Genomic DNA, 17,875 nt, shown 5'->3' on the forward strand with positions numbered 1-17,875 from the left:
CGGGATTTTTCATAGACCATAACGCTCTTGATAAACCAATTTTAAATTCGATTAATGCATAAGCTCAGTGCTCCGAATGCTCACTGTCCGCTGCGCAACAGTGCGATACCACAGTGTTGCCTACGCGACAGTTGAAGAGCGCCAAAACGGGTGAAAACCCCGTAAACATTGGCCAAAACGCACATGGCACAGAGCCTGCAATATTCCATTCATGCAGGACGCAGCCGATAAAAATATATTTTTGGACATAAAAAACAGTGCCTTCGCCGGAGCGCCCCCATGACATCGTTCTTACCGTTTGCCCGCCTCAAAACGCTGCTGGTCGCCAGCGCCATGGCATTGAGCCTGCAGCCTCTGGCCCACGCCACCGAAGCCCCTCCCGCCGAGGTGCATCTGGATTACGCCTACTACTCCCCCGTGAGTCTGGTGCTCAAGCATTTCGGTTTTCTCGAAAAGGCTCTGCCACAGACCAAAGTCAGTTGGGTGCTGAGCCAGGGCAGTAACCGTTCGCTGGAATATCTGAACAGTGGTGGCGTCGATTTCGCCTCCAGCGCCAGCCTTGCCGCTGTGCTGAGCCGGGCCAACGGTAGCCCGATCAAATCGGTGTACGTTTACAGCCGCGCCGAATGGACTGCGCTGGTGGTGCGCAAGGATTCGCCGTACCAGAGCGTCGCCGATCTCAAGGGCAAGAAAATCGCCGCCACCAAAGGCACCGATCCGTACCTGTTCACTTTGCGCAGCCTGCAACAGGCCGGGCTGAAGAAAGACGACGTGGAGTTGGTGCACCTGCAACATCCGGACGGTCGTACCGCGCTGGAAAAAGGCGATGTCGACGCCTGGGCCGGGCTCGACCCGCACATGGCCGCCAGTCAAGTGCAGGCCGGTTCGCGTCTGCTGTATCGCAATCCGGCGTTCAACAGCTACGGCGTGGTCAGCGTCACCGAGCAGTACGCCAAGGAGCATCCGCAAACCATCGACACGGTGATCAAAGCCTACGAGCAGGCGCGCGAATGGGCGCTGAAAAATCCCGAAGAGTTCGCCGCTCTGCTTGCCAAAGAGTCCGGTTTGCCGCTGGACGTGGCCAAACTGCAACTGTCGCGCACTGACCTGAGCAGCCCGCAACTGACCGCCAACGACGTGCAGGCCTCGAAGGCGGCGGCACCGATTCTGGTCTCTGAGGAACTGGTGCGGCGTGGGGTGAATGTCGATCAAGTCATCGATCAGTTGCTCGACAGCGGTGTGCAACAAGCCGTCGCCCGCCAGTAATCGACCAGACTCACAGCCCATCCGCGCCAGTTGCGGTTGGGCTGTGAGTGGAGCCAACGTATGACCACTCGCAGTAACGAACTGCCCGCGCCTCGCAGCTTGTCGAGGCCCCGCCCTCCTCTCCACCCGACATGGCGCCGGCGCCTGAAGGGCCTGACCCTGCCGCTGCTGATCGTGATCGCCCTGGAATTCATCGTGCGCATCGGCTGGCTACCGTCCTATCAGATGCCCGCCCCGAGCGAGATTGCCCTGACCCTCACCGACCTCGCCGAAGGCGCACTGTGGAAACACATCGGCGCGAGCCTGATCCGCGTGTTGCTGGGATTTGCGATTGGCGCCAGCCTCGCGCTGGTGTTTGCCGCCTGGGTCGGCCTGAGCCGTGAGGCCGAGGCGTATCTGGAACCGACGTTCGCCGCCCTGCGTTCGATTCCGAGCCTGGCCTGGGTGCCGCTGTTGCTGCTGTGGCTGGGCATCGACGAAACCTCGAAAATCGTGCTGATCGCCATCGGCGCGTTTTTTCCGGTGTACGTCAACGTGGTCGCGGCGATTCGCAACATCGATCGCAAACTGGTCGAGGTCGGGCATATCTATGGTTTCAGCCGCTGGCAACTGGTGCGGCGGATTCTGCTGCCCGCCGCCCTGCCCGGCCTGTTTACCGGGCTGCGCAGCGGCATGAGTCTGGCGTGGATGTTTCTGGTGGCCGCCGAGCTGATCGCCGCGACCAAGGGCCTGGGTTATCTGCTCAGCGACGGCCGCGAAACCTCGCGACCGGACATCGTGCTGGCGGCGATCATCGTGCTCGCCCTGCTCGGCAAACTCAGCGACGGCCTGCTCGCCATGCTTGAACGCCGCTGGCTCGCCTGGCGCGATACGTTCACCGGTCAGGAGGCGCAGGATTGATTGGCCGCAGCCAACTAAGCTGAAAGCGTCCAACCGGAGATTCAGCGCATGTGCGGAAGACTCTCGCAGTACCGCGGCATTCACGACTTTGTCGCGGTGCTGAGCATTCCCGATGCGCTGATCAATCATGTCGGCGATGCGCCGCTGGCGCGATACAACGCAGCACCCACCACGTCACTCGCGGTCCTTCATCAACATGATCAACAGCTGTATGCCGACAACCTGCGCTGGGGCTGGCGCCCGCACTGGGCGAAGGATCGCGCCGCGCCGATCAATGCGCGGGTGGAGAAAGTTGCCCACGGCCCGTTCTTCCGCGCGATCTGGCGCCATCGACTGATTGTGCCGGTCGACAACTGGTTCGAATGGGTCGATACCGAAGAAAAACTCCGCCAGCCCTGGCTGATTCGACGAGCGGATAATGGGCCGATTTTCTGCGCTGCCATCGGTCAACTGCCGACACCCGATGCACCAGCGCGGGAGGACGATGGTTTTGTGATCATCACCGCCGACAGTGCCGGTGGCCTGCTCGATATTCACGATCGGCGTCCGATCGTACTCTGCGCCGAGCTCGCCCGAGAATGGCTGGACCCGGCCACGCCCGTCGAGCGCGCCGAACAGATTTTGCTGTTCGAAGGTGAAAACAGCGAAACGTTTCTGTGGCACAAAGTCAGCAAAGCGGTGGGCAACCCACGCAATCAGGGTGCCGAACTGATTGAAGCGCGGCCCTAAATAATGGTCGCCATGGCACGTGTATTCAATGTCGCAACGGTCGAAACCTAAGGCAGTGCCTACACATGAGGTGCGTCACCATGCAAGTGAAACTGTTTCTTTACACTTAATGTTTCAATATCGATACATCAATTGAAGCAGTCGTTTGATTAAAACCAACCGCTTGTCTGACTCTTCAATCAGCTTAGATACATTTTGTAGCACTACGGATAGCATGCGCGCCGCATTTCCGTTTGGCATACCAGTTGACCAAAGAGTCAACAAAAAACCAGGAATCCCCTACAACTTTTACAAGCCTTGCAGAGAACTAAGTTGCGCGACGATTTTGCAATCAAACAGGCCAACGGCCTGGAGTGTATCTATCTGTCCATGACAGAACGCTTTCAACTCGACTGTTTTATCGGCCACTACATCAAGACCCGAAACCTGCGCTCAGTTCCCGACATTGAACGTATCTTGCGCACCACCCTCAAAAATTATCCCGGCCATCCGCCGGTGATGGTCAACGAGCTCAATGCCTGGATCGACAAAACCCTGGGATATCGGGCTGCACACCCCGATTTCACGCAGTTGGAAGATCTTTGAACCCAAGAAAAACCCCGCACTGGCGGGGCTTTTTCGTATCTGATCGATCAAGGCTTCAGATCAGGCCATGACAGCTCTTTGCCATCATCGTGTTTCCACGTTTGTTCTTTGCGTTTTTCACGCTCGATCTCTTCTTCGCTCGGCTCATCGACATCTTCGTCTTCATCCGGACGTTCTTGCTCGGTCGTCATGCGCACCCCCCGCTTGTATAAAAAGACTGTACATCCTTAAAGCGTAGAACAATTTTACCCGTCCAACTTACAGCCACCAGCGCAGCAAAAAGAAGAACGCCATGCTCAATAGCATGCTCAGCAAGGTATTACGGGTATAGATAACCAAACCTACTGCCACTAACGAACTAAGCAAATACGGGTTATCCCACTGCAAATTCAGCTGTTTGTCCGGCATGAACACGATCGGCCCGCAGATCGCGGTGAGCATGCCCGGTACGGCAAACCCGAGAAACTGCCGAGCATTACTGCTCAAACGCACCGGCAGGCGCGGTTCGAGAAACACGTATCGGTTGAGGAACACCAGAATCCCCATGCCGAAAATCACTGCCCAGACCATCATGTGCGCCCCCGATACAGCTTGTTGCAGACAAATCCTGCGGTCATCCCGGCCAGCCCTGACAACACCAGCGCCGAGCCCCACTGCCAATAACTGAACAGCACCGAGCAGAACAGTGACACCGCCACGCAAACCACGGTCGGCACGTTACGCACCACCGGAGTGATCAATGCAATGAACGTCGCGGCAATCGAGAAGTCCAGCCCCAGGTGCTCAAGCCCCGGAATGCTGCTGCCCAGGACGATGCCGGCCAGAGTGAAGAGGTTCCAGGCGATATAGAACGTCAGGCCGACGCCCAATGCGTACCAGCGATTGAACTGCTGACGGTCATGCTGGCTGGTCAGGGCGAACAGCTCATCGGTGAGCAAAAAACCCAGGCCGATGCGCCAGCGTCCGGGCAGCGGCGAAATCACCGAGCGCATGCTCATCCCGTACAGCAAGTGTTGCGAAGTCAGCAGCAGCGTGGTCAACAGAATCGAGAAAATCCCGGCACCGCCCTTGAGCATGCCGATCGCCACCAGTTGCGCGGCCCCTGCGAACACGATGCTCGACAGGCCCTGCCCCTGTAACGGCGTGAGATTGGCTTCGATCGCCATGGAGCCGGCCAGCAGCCCCCACGGCGCCGTCGCCAGTGATAACGGCATGATCGCCGCAGCGCCGCGAAGAAACGCACGGCGCGGCATAAGTGAGTCAGACATAACGCTCTTCAACCGAGGAAACGGTCGCAGACTCTGCCAGCAAATGCCCTGTCGCGGCTTGAACAATCTTGCGCACTTGCGCTAAATCGCCGCGCCCCGGTGCGACTGTCGGCGTAGCATGGGAGCCTTCACAACCGCGTCAGGGAGACGACATGCTGTACCGAATCGCAGCCGACGGGCTGGTGCTGTTTCATCTGTGCTTCATTCTGTTCGTGCTGTTCGGCGGGCTGCTGGTACTCAAGTGGCCACGCTTGATGTGGCTGCACCTGCCGGCGGCCGCGTGGGGCGTGGCGGTCGAGGTGTTACACCTGACCTGTCCGCTGACCTACTGGGAAAACCTGATGCGCCACGCCGCCGGGCAGACCGAATACGCCGGCGGCTTCATCGAGCACTACGTCTGGCCGATCATCTACCCCGCCGGCCTGACGCCGCAGATTCAGTTGGCGCTGGGCAGCGTGGTGCTGGTGATCAACCTGCTGGTCTACGGGCGCCTGCTGCGGCGCTGGCAACTGCGCCGCGCCAGCCGGATCCCGTTTTAACGCGCGGCGGGTTTCAAGGCTTGCAGCCAGGCCGGATCCAGGCGCTTCTGGTCGATCTCCAGACCCAGCGCCTGCATCCGCTCCTTGTGCGCCTCGACTTCCCGATGTAATTGCGCATGATCACTGGAGTTACCGTCCAGTTCGTGCATCTGGGTCAGTCCCAGATGATAGAAGCGCAGCACCTTCATCGCGGTCGGATCGTTCTGCTCCGCCGCCGCCGTCACCTGATGCATCACGTTGGTCACGCTCATCAGGCTGCGCTTGAGCCGCCAGCTATAGACCGCCGGGGCCATCCAGGTCTGATGCCAGAACTGCCCGCGCATCAGCGCCGCTGTCAGCAGGAACGCGACGAACACCCCGCCGACATTGAAGCGCAGATTGTCGCCGCCGGGTTCGCCGAACAGCGCCACCGCCGCCGTCGAAAGCACCATCGCCAACACCAGAAACAGCACGGCAATGATCAGCGTGCTGCGGCGGGTCTGCTGGCGAAACGTTGCTGGGTCCATCGGCTGGATCTCGAACATCGGGCATGACTTCCTTGAGCGATAAAAAGGGCAACGGAAAAAACTCGCCGGCGCATTATCGCCTCTATCGGGGATTTAGCTATGCTGGGGGCCCTTTTCATCTTTTCAGCGTCCAACGGGGGACATGGCGGTACAGCGCAGATCGTGCCATCTTCATTCATGGATACACACTATTCGGATGCCATTCGCCTGCCACTGGAATGACATCGTTTTAAGGATCATTGCATGACCCAACGACACGTAATCAATGCCTCGGTCAGCCCGAAAGGCAGCCTGGAAACCCTTTCTCAACGTGAAGTTCAGCAACTGAGCGAAGCCGGATCCGGCAGCACCTACACCCTCTTCCGCCAGTGCGCCCTGGCCATCCTCAATACCGGCGCGCATGTCGACAACGCCAAGACCATCCTCGAAGCCTACAAGGACTTCGAAATCCGCATTCACCAGCAGGATCGCGGCGTGCGCCTCGAACTGCTGAACGCCCCGGCCGACGCCTTCGTCGACGGCGAAATGATCGCCAGCACCCGCGAGATGCTGTTCAGCGCCCTGCGTGACATCGTCTATACCGAAAACGAACTCGACAGCCAACGCATCGACCTCAGCTCCTCACAAGGTATCAGCGACTACGTGTTCCACCTGCTGCGCAACGCGCGCACCCTGCGTCCGGGCGTCGAGCCGAAAATCGTCGTGTGCTGGGGCGGTCACTCGATCAACACCGAAGAATACAAATACACCAAGAAAGTCGGCCACGAACTGGGCCTGCGCAGCCTCGACATCTGCACCGGTTGCGGCCCCGGCGTGATGAAAGGCCCGATGAAGGGCGCGACCATCGCCCACGCCAAACAGCGCATCCACGGCGGTCGCTACCTCGGCCTGACCGAGCCGGGGATCATCGCCGCCGAAGCGCCGAACCCGATCGTCAATGAGCTGGTGATCCTGCCGGACATCGAAAAACGTCTGGAAGCCTTCGTGCGTGTCGGCCACGGCATCATCATCTTTCCGGGTGGCGCCGGTACCGCCGAGGAATTCCTGTACCTGCTGGGCATCCTGATGCACCCGGACAACGCCGGTCTGCCGTTCCCGGTGATCCTGACCGGGCCGAAACATGCCGCGCCGTATCTGGAACAACTCGACGCGTTCGTCACCGCCACCCTCGGCGATGCGGCGAAGCAGCATTATCAGATCATCATCGACGACCCGGCCGAGGTCGCCCGGCAGATGACCGCTGGCCTCAAAGCAGTGAAGCAGTTCCGCCGCGAGCGTAACGACGCGTTCCACTTCAACTGGCTGCTGAAGATTGACGAGAGCTTCCAGCGCCCGTTCGATCCGACCCACGAGAACATGGCCAATCTGAAACTGCACCGCGACCAGCCGCCCCATGAACTGGCGGCCAACCTGCGCCGCGCGTTCTCGGGGATCGTCGCCGGCAACGTCAAGGACAAGGGCATCCGCCTGATCGAAGAACACGGGCCATACCAGATCCGTGGTGACGCGGCGATCATGCAACCGCTCGACGCGCTGCTCAAAGCCTTCGTCGCCCAGCATCGGATGAAACTGCCGGGCGGCGCGGCGTATGTGCCTTGCTATCGCGTGGTGGCGTAACTTTTCAGCCGCCGCATCAGCCAATGTGGGAGCGGGCTTGCTCGCGAAGAGGCCGTGTCAGTCAACAACAATGTTGCCTGACACACCCCTTTCGCGAGCAAGCCCGCTCCCACAATTGTTTTGAGGTCAATCCGATGCTGCCAATCAGCCTTTGTTTCTGACACAAAAGCCCCGTACATTCCTCACGACAGCCACCACCGGCCCGTACTAAGCTTCGCGTTCAATTTTTCAGGGACGATTCATGAAACGGATTGCCGCGTGTCTGCTGTCACTCCTGGCCCTGGCGGCCGATGCGGCCGATCTGCAACTGCTCACCGACAACCACCCGCCCCTGCATTTCCAGCAAGGCGATCAACTGGTGGGCTACGGCGTGGATGTGGTGCGCGCGCTGGCCGAACAGACCGGCGACCGGATCGATCTGCAACAAGTGCCGTTGCTGCGCGCCCTGCGCACCGCCAGCGAAACACCCAACACCGGCGTCTTCACCGTCCTGCGTACCGACGAGCGCGATGACCGCTATCAATGGGTCGGGCCGCTGATTGAAGTCGAAACCGCGCTGTATGCCCATGCCAACAACCAGCCGCCGGTAAAAACCCTGCAGCAGGCGGATCAGGCCGGTCGTATCAGCGTGCCGCGCAAATGGCTGATCTACAGCTACCTGCAACAGCAGAACCTGAAGAACCTCGACGGCGTCGAAACCCCGGAACAGATGATGCGGCTGTTCAGCCTTGGCCGAACCGATTTCGTGGTCTCCGACACACTCTCCACCGCCGCGCTGGCCCGCACCCAAGGCATGGAACCGGGACGCTTGCAGTATCAGATTCCGCTGATGAAACAGGACACCTACATTGCCTTTTCGCTGCAGACCGATCCGGGTCAGGTGCAACGCTGGCAGCAGGCACTGGAAACCTTGCGCGCCGATGGGCGAATGGAACAGATTCGCCAGCGCTGGCTGATGAATGCACTGCCGAGATGACTGAGCTGCCCCGTTCAACTGTAGGAGTGAGCCTGCTCGCGATAGCGTCAGCCCCTTCAGCAATGAGGTGACAGACCCACCGCTATCGCGATCAGGCTCACTCCTACAGGGATCTGTGCAGCCGGTCTGCTTTCATTCCACCAGCCGCGCCGCCAACGCCTTCGCCTGCAATGCCACATCCGTCACCGCCGTGCTCTCCCACCACATCCCGCGCAACGGTGGCCCCATCGCGAACAATCGGCTGCCGGCCTGCCCTTCAGCGTCCAGCACCGCACCGTCCACCGCCGCCGCAATCCCCAAGGCCAACGGCCCCGGACGCACCAGCCCGCGCGCCAACAATTGCTGCGGCAGCGGCCGCGCGACGCGGCGCCAGTCGTACTCGATGCCGCTGGAATTGATCAGCGCTGCCCCCTGTACCACACAGGTTTCCACCTCGCCCCGACGCCGAATCCGAATGCTCACACCCTCGCCCACCACCGGCTCAAGCCCCTTGAACGACGCCGCCTGAATCCGCAACCGCCCCTCGTTGTGCAAGCGCTCCACCAATGCCGCACTCAACGGCGGCGAACGGTGATGATGGCTCTCCCACCACGGCCGTACATGGCGTACGAATTGTCGACGCTGCACATCAGTCGCCTGACTCCACAGCCGTCCGATGTGCGCCCGCACCGTGTCCAGCGGCGCCTGCCAGTCGATGCCCTGAGCGATCGCCTCGCGGCAATGCCGACGTAGCTCGCGCAACAACTGTCGCGGCGTGCGAATGCTCTGATCCTCGGCGAGGAAATCCACCCACGCCGACGGTTGTCGACGCACATGGGGCAACAGTCCATGACGGGAAAACACTTCGATCGGCCCGCGATGCCCGGCCTGCTCCAGCGAAACCACCGCATCAACCATGGTCAGGCCGGAGCCGATGATCAGCACGGTCGATTGCGGATCGAGCTGGCGCATGGCGGCGACATCCCACGGATCAAGCGCAGCGGCGTTCAGGCCACTGGATTGTTTCTGCGGCGTGCGGGCGGCGGGGAACATGCCCGTGGCGAGCACGGCGTAGGTGCCGCACAACCGTCGCCCATTGCTCAAGCTCAGTTGCACCGAGTCGGCAGCGGATTGCACATCGACGACTTCAGCGCAAATGTGCTCGACCGTCGAAGCGTGCTGCGCACCAACGACCCGCGCTTCGGCCAGGCGCTGCTGCACATACACGCCGAACAAGCCACGTGGCGGGAACAGCTCACTGATCGGCACGTTCTGCTCGGCAGATTGCGGCCAGCCGCCGGCGGCAATGTGCGCGGTCAGCCATTGAGTCAGATCATCCGGGTTGTCCGGGTCGACACTCATGCGCGCCGCATTGCCGTTGAGCGTGTGGCCAAGCTCGACGGCGCTGTAGGCTTCGCCACGGCCGAGCTCGGCGCGTGGTTCAATGATCAGGATCTGGCGTTGCCCGGGCAGTCGCAGCAATTGCACGGCCAGCATCGTGCCGCTGAGGCCACCGCCGATGATCAGGATGTCTGCGTTCTGATTCATTTCAAATCACCACATTGCGCACAAACCGCACCGCGACCGCTCCGTCATTGCGATAGCCGTGCGGCTGGTTGCTGGCAAACATGAAAAACTCACCGGCAGAAATGGTGTTGGCCACGTCGCCAACCGTTAACGTCAAGCAACCCTCGAATACGTAAATCTGTTCGCTCCAGCCATCGGCATCCGGTTGCGAGGGATAGACCTCGCCCGGTTGCAGGCACCATTCCCACTGCTCGACTTCACGGGTAGCGGTCGCCTTGGACAACAACACCGCTTTGCTGCCGGGAATCACTCCGGCCCACGCCACCTCGTTGATGCGGCTGGTATCGCGCGCGTCGGGGGCCTGGATCAGGTCGCTGAACGCCACGTCGAGCGCTTCGGCGACCCGGTCGAGGGTGGTCAGGCTGACATTCTTTTCCCCGGCCTCGATCGCCACCAGCATGCGCCGACTGACGCCGGACTTTTCCGCCAGCGCGGTCTGGCTCATGTCGGCAGCGTGGCGCAGGCGCCGGACGTTATGACTGACGTGTTGCAGGACGGACGCCCGTTGGCTGGAATCTTTGTGCACTATATTGCTCACTCGGTGGGGTTGGGCAGTATACTGCGCAACGTTGGGCGCATTGTGCGTCCTGCCTTTTATAGTGCGCAAGGTCATGACGTCAGTGAACGGTTCCTCCACCCCTATCCGCTTCTCCCGCTTCAGCAAGGCCGAGTGCGTGCTGGTGCTGATCACCATGGTCTGGGGCGGCACGTTCCTGCTGGTGCAACACGCCATGACCGTCAGCGGCCCGATGTTCTTCGTCGGCCTGCGCTTTGCGGCGGCGGCTTGCATCGTCGCGCTGTTCTCCTGGCGTCACTTGCGTGAACTTACCCTGTTCGAACTCAAGGCCGGCGCCTTCATCGGCGTGGCGATCATGCTTGGTTACGGCTTGCAGACGGTTGGCCTGCAAACGATCCCGAGCAGCCAGTCGGCATTCATCACCGCGCTGTACGTGCCCTTCGTGCCGTTGCTGCAATGGCTGGTGCTGGGCCGTCGCCCGGGGCTGATGCCGAGCATCGGCATCATGCTGGCGTTTACCGGGTTGATGCTGCTGTCCGGTCCGTCCGGCGCTTCGTTGAATTTCAGCCCCGGCGAAATCGCCACGCTGATCAGCGCCATCGCGATTGCCGCCGAGATCATTCTGATCAGCACCTACGCCGGCCAGGTCGACGTGCGCCGGGTGACCGTGGTGCAGCTGGCGGTGACCTCTGTGCTGTCGTTCCTGCTGGTGGTGCCGACCGGCGAAGCGCTTCCGGATTTTTCCTGGACCTTGCTGGTGACCGCGCTGGGTCTCGGCGCAGCGAGTGCGGCGATTCAGGTGGCGATGAACTGGGCGCAGAAGAGTGTTTCACCGACCCGGGCAACCTTGATCTATGCCGGTGAGCCGGTGTGGGCCGGGATCGTCGGGCGGATTGCCGGGGAGCGCTTGCCGGCGATTGCCTTGGTTGGCGCGGGGTTGATTGTCGCGGCGGTGATTGTCAGTGAGTTGAAGACCAAGGGTAAGGTTGACGAAGTGGACGCTGAGCTGGAGCGGGAAACCCAGGGCTGATCTTCGATATTTTTAGCGTCTGCCCTATCGCTTTCGCGAGCAAGCCCGCTCCCACCTTGAAATGTATTTCAAATGTGGGAGCGGGCTTGCTCGCGAAAGGTTCATCCGTCACAACATCCCTCCCCCTGAAACAATGCCAAACCAAATTTTTCAGACTACTTTGTAGGATTCTGAGACATCCTCGGGTTTGGTAATCAGGGAGCTGGCACGTATGATGCTTCACAAACTTCCGCAGATTAGAAGCCTATGTCCCTGATAGTTCTACTGCTTCTGCCATTCATTGGCAGCTGTCTGGCAGCGGTGCTGCCACACAACGCACGTAATACCGAATCCCTGTTGGCAGGTCTGGTCGCTTTGATCGGCACCGTGCAGGTCGCGCTGTTGTACCCGCAAATCGCCCACGGCGGGGTGATTCGCGAAGAGTTCATGTGGCTGCCCAGCCTGGGTCTGAACTTCGTCCTGCGCATGGACGGCTTCGCCTGGCTGTTCTCGCTGCTGGTGCTGGGCATCGGCGCACTCGTCTCTTTATATGCGCGTTATTACATGTCGCCGGACGACCCGGTGCCGCGCTTCTTCGCCTTCTTCCTGGCGTTCATGGGCGCCATGCTCGGGCTGGTGATCTCCGGCAACCTGATCCAGATCGTGTTCTTCTGGGAGCTGACCAGCCTCTTCTCGTTCCTGTTGATCGGCTACTGGCACCACCGTTCTGACGCCCGTCGTGGCGCCTATATGGCGCTGATGGTCACCGGTGCGGGAGGATTGTGCCTGCTGGCGGGGGTCATGATCCTCGGCCATGTCGTCGGCAGCTATGACCTGGACAAGGTCCTGGCCGCCGGCGATCAGATTCGCGCACATGCCCTCTACCCTGTTCTGCTTCCCCTCATCCTCATCGGCGCACTCAGCAAAAGCGCGCAGTTTCCTTTCCACTTCTGGCTGCCGCACGCGATGGCGGCGCCCACCCCGGTTTCGGCTTATCTGCACTCGGCGACCATGGTCAAGGCCGGGGTGTTCCTGCTCGCGCGCCTGTGGCCGTCGCTGTCCGGCAGTGAAGAGTGGTTCTACATCGTCAGCGGCGCCGGTGCGTGTACGTTGTTGCTCGGCGCCTACTGCGCAATGTTCCAGAACGACCTCAAGGGCCTGCTGGCCTACTCGACCATCAGCCATCTGGGCTTGATCACCTTGCTGCTGGGTCTGAACAGCCCACTGGCGGCGGTCGCGGCGGTATTCCACATCCTCAATCACGCGACCTTCAAGGCTTCGCTGTTCATGGCCGCCGGGATCATCGACCACGAGAGCGGTACCCGTGACATCCGCAAACTCAGCGGCCTGATCAAACTGATTCCGTTCACCGCCACGTTGGCGATGGTTGCCAGTGCGTCGATGGCTGGCGTGCCGTTGCTCAACGGTTTCCTCTCGAAAGAAATGTTCTTCGCCGAAACCGTGTTCATCAACGCCACCGCGTGGGTCGAAGCAGCACTGCCGATTGTCGCGACCATCGCTGGCACATTCAGCGTCGCCTACTCGCTGCGCTTCACCGTCGATGTGTTCTTCGGCCCGACGGCTACCGACCTGCCGCACACTCCGCACGAACCGCCGCGCTGGATGCGTGCGCCGGTGGAGCTGCTGGTGTTCACCTGTCTGGTCGTCGGGATCTTCCCGGCGCAAGTGGTCGGCCCGCTGCTCGCGGCCGCCGCGCTGCCGGTGGTGGGCGGCACGTTGCCCGAGTACAGCCTGGCGATCTGGCACGGTCTGAATGCACCGATGATCATGAGTCTGATCGCCATGTCCGGCGGCATCGTGGTCTATCTGCTGTTGCGCAACCAGCTCAAGCGCGGCCGCTTCAAATACCCGCCGCTGGTGGGCCGTTTCAACGGCAAGCGCCTGTTCGAACGCAGTCTGGTGATCATGATGCGCATGGCCCGTCGGGTAGAACGCCGACTCGGCACCCGACGCCTGCAGATGCAACTGTTCCTGATGGTCCTGGCGGCAGTGCTCGCCGGCCTGATCCCGATGTTGCACAGCAGCCTGAGCTGGGGCGACCGGCCGAAGATTCCGGGTTCCATCGTGTTCGTCACCCTGTGGCTGCTGGCGATTGCCTGCGCCCTCGGCGCGGCATGGCAGGCCAAGTATCACCGTCTCGCCGCCCTGACCATGGTCAGCGTCTGCGGGCTGATGACCTGCGTGACCTTCGTCTGGTTCTCGGCGCCGGATCTGGCCCTGACGCAACTGGCGGTCGAAGTGGTGACCACGGTGCTGATCCTGCTCGGCCTGCGCTGGCTGCCACGACGCATCGAAGAAGTCTCGCCACTGCCATCGAGCCTGCGCAAGGCCCGGGTGCGCCGCTTGCGCGACTTGCTGCTGTCGATTGCGGTCGGCGCCGGCATGGCACTGCTGTCCTACGCCATGCTGACGCGGCAGACGCCCAACGACATTTCCTCGTTCTATCTCAGCCGGGCCATGCCCGAGGGCGGTGGCAGCAACGTGGTCAACGTGATGCTGGTGGACTTCCGTGGCTTCGACACCCTCGGTGAAATCACCGTGCTGGTGGCCGTGGCACTGACCGTGTTCGCCCTGCTGCGGCGCTTCCGTCCGCCGAAAGAAAGCCTGCAATTGCCGGCCCAGCAACGCTTGCTCGCGCCGGATGTGGTCACCGATCTGGTCAACCCGCGTACAGCCAGCGACACCGCGCTCGGGTTCATGATGGTGCCGGCAGTGCTGGTGCGCCTGCTGCTGCCGATTGCGCTGGTGGTGTCGTTCTACCTGTTCATGCGCGGCCACAACCAGCCGGGCGGCGGTTTCGTCGCCGGATTGGTGATGTCAGTGGCGTTCATCCTGCAATACATGGTCGCTGGCACCCAGTGGGTCGAGGCGCAAATGAGCCTGCGACCGCTGCGTTGGATGGGCACCGGCCTGCTGTTTGCCACCGCCACCGGTCTCGGGGCGATGGCGGTCGGCTATCCGTTCCTGACCACCCACACCTGGCATTTCGCATTGCCGCTGCTGGGCGAGATCCATATCGCCAGTGCGCTGTTCTTCGATATCGGCGTGTACGCCGTGGTAGTCGGCTCGACGCTGCTGATTCTGACCGCTCTCGCCCACCAATCGGTGCGTGGTCACAAGACCGCGTCGCTGCCCAAGTCCGTCGCCAGCAAAGGAGCCGTCTGATGGAAGAAGTCATCGCAATCGCCATCGGCGTACTCGCCGCGTCCGGTGTCTGGCTGGTGTTGCGGCCACGGACATTCCAGGTGGTCATGGGCCTGTGCCTGTTGTCCTACGCGGTCAACCTGTTCATCTTCAGCATGGGCAGCCTGTTCATCGGTAAAGAGCCGGTGATCAAGGACGGCGTGACCCAGGACCTGCTGCACTACACCGATCCGCTGCCACAGGCCCTGGTGCTGACGGCAATCGTCATCAGCTTCGCCATGACCGCGCTGTTCCTGGTGGTGTTGCTGGCGTCGCGGGGCCTGACCGGCACCGACCATGTCGACGGCCGGGAGCCCAAGGAATGATGGCGATGACTCACCTGATCGCCGCACCGATCCTGCTGCCGCTGCTGACCGCCGCCATCATGTTGATGCTCGGCGAAAAGCACCGCCCGCTGAAGGCGAAAATCAATCTGTTCTCCAGCCTCGTCGGCCTGTTCATTTCGGTGATGCTGCTGCAGTGGACGCAAACCACTGGTGTGCCCGGTTCCATCGGCGTGTACCTGCCGGGCAACTGGCAGGCGCCGTTCGGCATCGTGCTGGTGGTCGATCGCCTCTCGGCGTTGATGCTGGTGCTGACCGGCATCATCGGCGTCAGCGCACTGCTGTTTGCCATGGCGCGCTGGGACGGCGCGGGGTCGAGCTTCCACGCGCTGTTCCAGATTCAACTGATGGGCCTGTACGGCGCGTTCCTCACCGCCGACCTGTTCAACCTGTTCGTGTTCTTCGAGGTGCTGCTCGCCGCCTCCTATGGCCTGTTGCTGCACGGCTCGGGTCGGGCGCGGGTGTCGTCGGGGCTGCATTACATCTCGATCAACCTGCTGGCCTCGTCGCTGTTCCTGATTGGCGCGGCGCTGATCTATGGCGTCACCGGCACCCTGAACATGGCCGATCTGGCGCTGAAGATTCCACTGGTGCCGGAAGCCGACCGTGGCTTGCTGCACGCCGGCGCGGGGATTCTCGCCGTGGCGTTCCTGGCCAAGGCTGGTATGTGGCCGCTGAACTTCTGGCTGGTGCCGGCCTACTCCTCGGCGAGCGCACCGGTTGCGGCGATGTTCGCGATCATGACCAAGGTCGGCGTCTACACCCTGCTACGCCTGTGGACGCTGCTGTTCTCCGGGCAAGCCGGAGCCTCGGCATTCTTCGGCGGTGACTGGCTGATCTACGGCGGCATGGCGACCATGGCCTGCGCGGCGCTGGCGATTCTGGCCGCGCAACGTCTGGAGCGCATGGCCAGCCTGAGCATTCTGGTGTCGGCGGGGATTCTCCTGTCGGCGGTAGGTTTCGCCCAGCCGAACCTGATCGGCGCAGCGCTGTTCTATCTGGTCAGCTCGACCCTGGCCCTGAGCGCACTGTTCCTGTTGGCCGAACTGATTGAGCGTTCACGTTCGGCCAACGAAATCCCGCTGGAGGACGAAAACGAGTTGTTGCCACGTCCGCAGGAATCCTTGCAACCGCCCAAGGGCATCAACCTCGACGACGAACAGAAAGCGGTGGTCGGTCAGGTCATTCCGTGGACCATGGCGTTTCTCGGTTTGAGCTTCATTGCCTGCGCGCTGTTGATCATCGGCATGCCGCCGCTGTCCGGGTTCATCGGCAAGCTCAACCTGATCGGTGCTCTGCTCAATCCGTTGGGGCTGGGAACTGATGCTCCAATCTCGAATGCCGCATGGGCGTTGCTGGCCCTGCTGATCCTCTCCGGACTGGCCTCACTGATGGCATTCGCCCGTATGGGTATCCAGCGTTTCTGGACACCCGAAGAGCGCCCTTCGCCGCTGCTGCGCAAGCTTGAATGTGCGCCGATCTTCCTGTTGCTGGGGCTGAGCATCGCACTGACCTTCAAGGCCGAGCCATTGCTGCGCTACACCCAGGCCACCGCCGACGCCTTGAACAATCCGCAGCAATACGTGATGGCGGTGCTCGGCACTCGCGCCGTGCCAAGCCCTGAAGCCAAGGCGGCGATGCTGGAGGTGCAACCATGAAGCGTGTATTTCCCGCGCCGTGGCTGTCACTGGCACTGTGGGTCTTGTGGCTCACGCTGAACCTGTCTGTCAGCCCGGGCAATCTGCTGCTCGGTGCAATACTGGGGTTCGCGGCACCGCTGATGATGCGCAAGCTGCGTCCGAAACAGGTACGCATTCGCCGCCCGCTGACGATCCTGCGCCTGTTCCTGCTGGTCGGTCGTGACGTGATCCTCTCCAACCTGATCGTCGCCTGGGGCGTGCTCAACGCCGGTCGCCGGCCGCCGCGTTCGCGCTTCGTCAAAGTGCCGCTGGACCTGCGCGACGCCCACGGTCTGGCTGCTCTGGCGATGATCTGCACCGTGGTGCCCGGCACCGTGTGGTCGGAGCTGGCGCTGGATCGCAGCATCCTGCTGCTGCACGTTTGGGATCTGGATGACGAGGCGCACTTCATCCACCACTTCAAGACTGCCTACGAGCAGCCGTTGATGGAGATTTTCGAATGAGCCCGCTGCTGTCGAACGCGATTCTGCTGACGCTGTTTCTATTCTCGCTGGCGATGGTCCTGACCTTGATTCGCCTGTTCAAGGGGCCGTCGGCACAGGATCGGGTACTCGCTCTGGATTACCTGTACATCGTCGCCATGCTGATGATGCTGACGTTGGGCATTCGTTATTCCAGTGACACTTACTTCGAGGCGGCGCTGCTGATCGCGCTGTTCGGCTTCGTCGGCTCGTTTGCCCTGGCGAAATTCCTGCTGCGTGGCGAGGTGATCGAATGAATGCTGAATTGTCGCTGTGGGTCGAGATTCCGGTGGCGATCCTGCTGGTGCTCAGCGGGGTGTTTGCGCTGATTGGCGCTACCGGATTGCTGCGCATGAAGGATTACTTCCAGCGCATGCACCCACCGGCGCTGGCATCGACGCTGGGCGCCTGGTGTGTGGCGCTGGCATCGATCATCTGCTTCTCGGTGCTCAAGTCCGGGCCGGTGCTGCACGCGTGGCTGATTCCGATTCTGCTGGCGATTACCGTACCGGTGACCACGCTGCTGCTGGCGCGGGCTGCATTGTTCCGCAAGCGCATGGCCGGGGATGATGTGCCGGCTGAGGTGAGTAGCCGCAGGACCGATAGTGGTAGTTAGTTTCTACACCTATGGTGTCTGAGCGGGCCTCTTCGCGAGCAAGCCCCCTCCCCCCCGGGGGCATGCTTTCAA

Annotated in this window: 20 protein-coding genes; 14 read left to right on the forward strand and 6 right to left on the reverse strand. The window is 61.4% G+C overall.

Features of this window, described 5'->3' with window-relative positions; genetic code table 11:
• Positions 1-279 precede the first annotated feature (279 nt).
• The 4 genes from NTD85_RS12865 (at position 280) to NTD85_RS12880 (ending at position 3,480) form a co-directional block, all read left to right on the forward strand.
• On the forward strand, positions 280-1,266 hold the full coding sequence (locus NTD85_RS12865) for an aliphatic sulfonate ABC transporter substrate-binding protein (protein WP_103484185.1): 987 nt from the start codon (positions 280-282) through the stop codon (positions 1,264-1,266).
• 60 nt (positions 1,267-1,326) lie between these two features.
• A complete protein-coding gene (locus tag NTD85_RS12870; protein WP_262142328.1) occupies positions 1,327-2,166 on the forward strand; it encodes an ABC transporter permease in 840 nt (279 codons plus the stop codon).
• A gap of 48 nt (positions 2,167-2,214) precedes the next feature.
• On the forward strand, positions 2,215-2,895 hold the full coding sequence (locus tag NTD85_RS12875) for an SOS response-associated peptidase (RefSeq protein ID WP_262142329.1): 681 nt from the start codon (positions 2,215-2,217) through the stop codon (positions 2,893-2,895).
• 312 nt (positions 2,896-3,207) lie between these two features.
• A complete protein-coding gene (locus tag NTD85_RS12880; RefSeq protein ID WP_103484188.1) occupies positions 3,208-3,480 on the forward strand; it encodes a hypothetical protein in 273 nt (90 codons plus the stop codon).
• A 47-nt stretch (positions 3,481-3,527) separates the two neighbouring features.
• Here NTD85_RS12880 and NTD85_RS12885 read toward each other — a convergent pair whose 3' ends face one another.
• From NTD85_RS12885 to NTD85_RS12895, 3 genes are all read right to left on the reverse strand, one after another.
• A complete protein-coding gene (locus NTD85_RS12885; RefSeq protein ID WP_177434724.1) occupies positions 3,528-3,671 on the reverse strand; it encodes a hypothetical protein in 144 nt (47 codons plus the stop codon).
• A 67-nt stretch (positions 3,672-3,738) separates the two neighbouring features.
• On the reverse strand, positions 3,739-4,050 hold the full coding sequence (locus NTD85_RS12890) for an AzlD domain-containing protein (RefSeq protein ID WP_177434727.1): 312 nt from the start codon (positions 4,048-4,050) through the stop codon (positions 3,739-3,741).
• Positions 4,050-4,748, reverse strand: a complete 699-nt coding sequence (locus NTD85_RS12895; RefSeq protein ID WP_027612977.1) for an AzlC family ABC transporter permease — start codon at positions 4,746-4,748, stop codon at positions 4,050-4,052. Before NTD85_RS12895 ends, NTD85_RS12890 begins: the two co-directional genes overlap by 1 nt.
• 152 nt (positions 4,749-4,900) lie before the next feature.
• Between NTD85_RS12895 and NTD85_RS12900 the strand changes: the two genes are divergently transcribed.
• The gene (locus tag NTD85_RS12900; RefSeq protein ID WP_226500206.1) at positions 4,901-5,287 is read left to right on the forward strand and encodes a DUF2784 domain-containing protein; all 387 of its coding nucleotides are present in this window, start codon (positions 4,901-4,903) and stop codon (positions 5,285-5,287) included.
• Here NTD85_RS12900 and NTD85_RS12905 read toward each other — a convergent pair.
• The gene (locus tag NTD85_RS12905) at positions 5,284-5,811 is read right to left on the reverse strand and encodes a DUF3087 domain-containing protein (RefSeq protein ID WP_262142330.1); all 528 of its coding nucleotides are present in this window, start codon (positions 5,809-5,811) and stop codon (positions 5,284-5,286) included. The two genes, NTD85_RS12900 and NTD85_RS12905, sit on opposite strands and share 4 nt — an antisense overlap.
• Positions 5,812-6,036: 225 nt before the next feature.
• Here NTD85_RS12905 and ppnN point away from each other — a divergent pair, with 225 nt between their 5' ends.
• Together ppnN and NTD85_RS12915 are read left to right on the forward strand one after the other, a co-directional pair.
• Positions 6,037-7,410 (forward strand): nucleotide 5'-monophosphate nucleosidase PpnN, encoded by a 1,374-nt coding sequence (gene ppnN, locus NTD85_RS12910; RefSeq protein WP_003225941.1) that lies wholly within the window; start codon positions 6,037-6,039, stop codon positions 7,408-7,410.
• A gap of 241 nt (positions 7,411-7,651) precedes the next feature.
• A complete protein-coding gene (locus NTD85_RS12915; protein WP_103484192.1) occupies positions 7,652-8,386 on the forward strand; it encodes a substrate-binding periplasmic protein in 735 nt (244 codons plus the stop codon).
• Positions 8,387-8,518: 132 nt separating this feature from the next.
• Here NTD85_RS12915 and NTD85_RS12920 read toward each other — a convergent pair whose 3' ends face one another.
• Together NTD85_RS12920 and NTD85_RS12925 are read right to left on the reverse strand one after the other, a co-directional pair.
• A complete protein-coding gene (locus NTD85_RS12920; protein WP_262142331.1) occupies positions 8,519-9,913 on the reverse strand; it encodes an FAD/NAD(P)-binding protein in 1,395 nt (464 codons plus the stop codon).
• Between the two features lies 1 nt (position 9,914).
• Positions 9,915-10,478, reverse strand: a complete 564-nt coding sequence (locus tag NTD85_RS12925) for a helix-turn-helix domain-containing protein (protein ID WP_003225948.1) — start codon at positions 10,476-10,478, stop codon at positions 9,915-9,917.
• 85 nt (positions 10,479-10,563) lie between these two features.
• Here NTD85_RS12925 and NTD85_RS12930 point away from each other — a divergent pair, with 85 nt between their 5' ends.
• From NTD85_RS12930 to NTD85_RS12960, 7 genes are all read left to right on the forward strand, one after another.
• Positions 10,564-11,499, forward strand: a complete 936-nt coding sequence (locus tag NTD85_RS12930; RefSeq protein WP_262142332.1) for a DMT family transporter — start codon at positions 10,564-10,566, stop codon at positions 11,497-11,499.
• A gap of 246 nt (positions 11,500-11,745) precedes the next feature.
• Positions 11,746-14,664 (forward strand): monovalent cation/H+ antiporter subunit A, encoded by a 2,919-nt coding sequence (locus NTD85_RS12935; protein ID WP_262142334.1) that lies wholly within the window; start codon positions 11,746-11,748, stop codon positions 14,662-14,664.
• Positions 14,664-15,008, forward strand: a complete 345-nt coding sequence (locus NTD85_RS12940; protein WP_003225953.1) for a Na+/H+ antiporter subunit C — start codon at positions 14,664-14,666, stop codon at positions 15,006-15,008. The genes NTD85_RS12935 and NTD85_RS12940 overlap by 1 nt, the downstream gene beginning before the upstream one ends.
• A complete protein-coding gene (locus tag NTD85_RS12945; RefSeq protein ID WP_003225955.1) occupies positions 15,005-16,684 on the forward strand; it encodes a monovalent cation/H+ antiporter subunit D in 1,680 nt (559 codons plus the stop codon). Before NTD85_RS12940 ends, NTD85_RS12945 begins: the two co-directional genes overlap by 4 nt.
• A complete protein-coding gene (locus NTD85_RS12950; RefSeq protein WP_003225957.1) occupies positions 16,681-17,169 on the forward strand; it encodes a Na+/H+ antiporter subunit E in 489 nt (162 codons plus the stop codon). The genes NTD85_RS12945 and NTD85_RS12950 overlap by 4 nt, the downstream gene beginning before the upstream one ends.
• Positions 17,166-17,444 (forward strand): K+/H+ antiporter subunit F, encoded by a 279-nt coding sequence (locus tag NTD85_RS12955; protein WP_003225959.1) that lies wholly within the window; start codon positions 17,166-17,168, stop codon positions 17,442-17,444. The genes NTD85_RS12950 and NTD85_RS12955 overlap by 4 nt, the downstream gene beginning before the upstream one ends.
• Positions 17,441-17,803, forward strand: coding sequence for a Na+/H+ antiporter subunit G (locus tag NTD85_RS12960; protein WP_003225960.1), 363 nt, complete (start codon positions 17,441-17,443; stop codon positions 17,801-17,803). The genes NTD85_RS12955 and NTD85_RS12960 overlap by 4 nt, the downstream gene beginning before the upstream one ends.
• Positions 17,804-17,875: the final 72 nt, after the last annotated feature.

The organism is Pseudomonas sp. 13B_3.2_Bac1, from assembly GCF_025466205.1.
GTDB lineage: Bacteria > Pseudomonadota > Gammaproteobacteria > Pseudomonadales > Pseudomonadaceae > Aquipseudomonas > Aquipseudomonas fluorescens_H.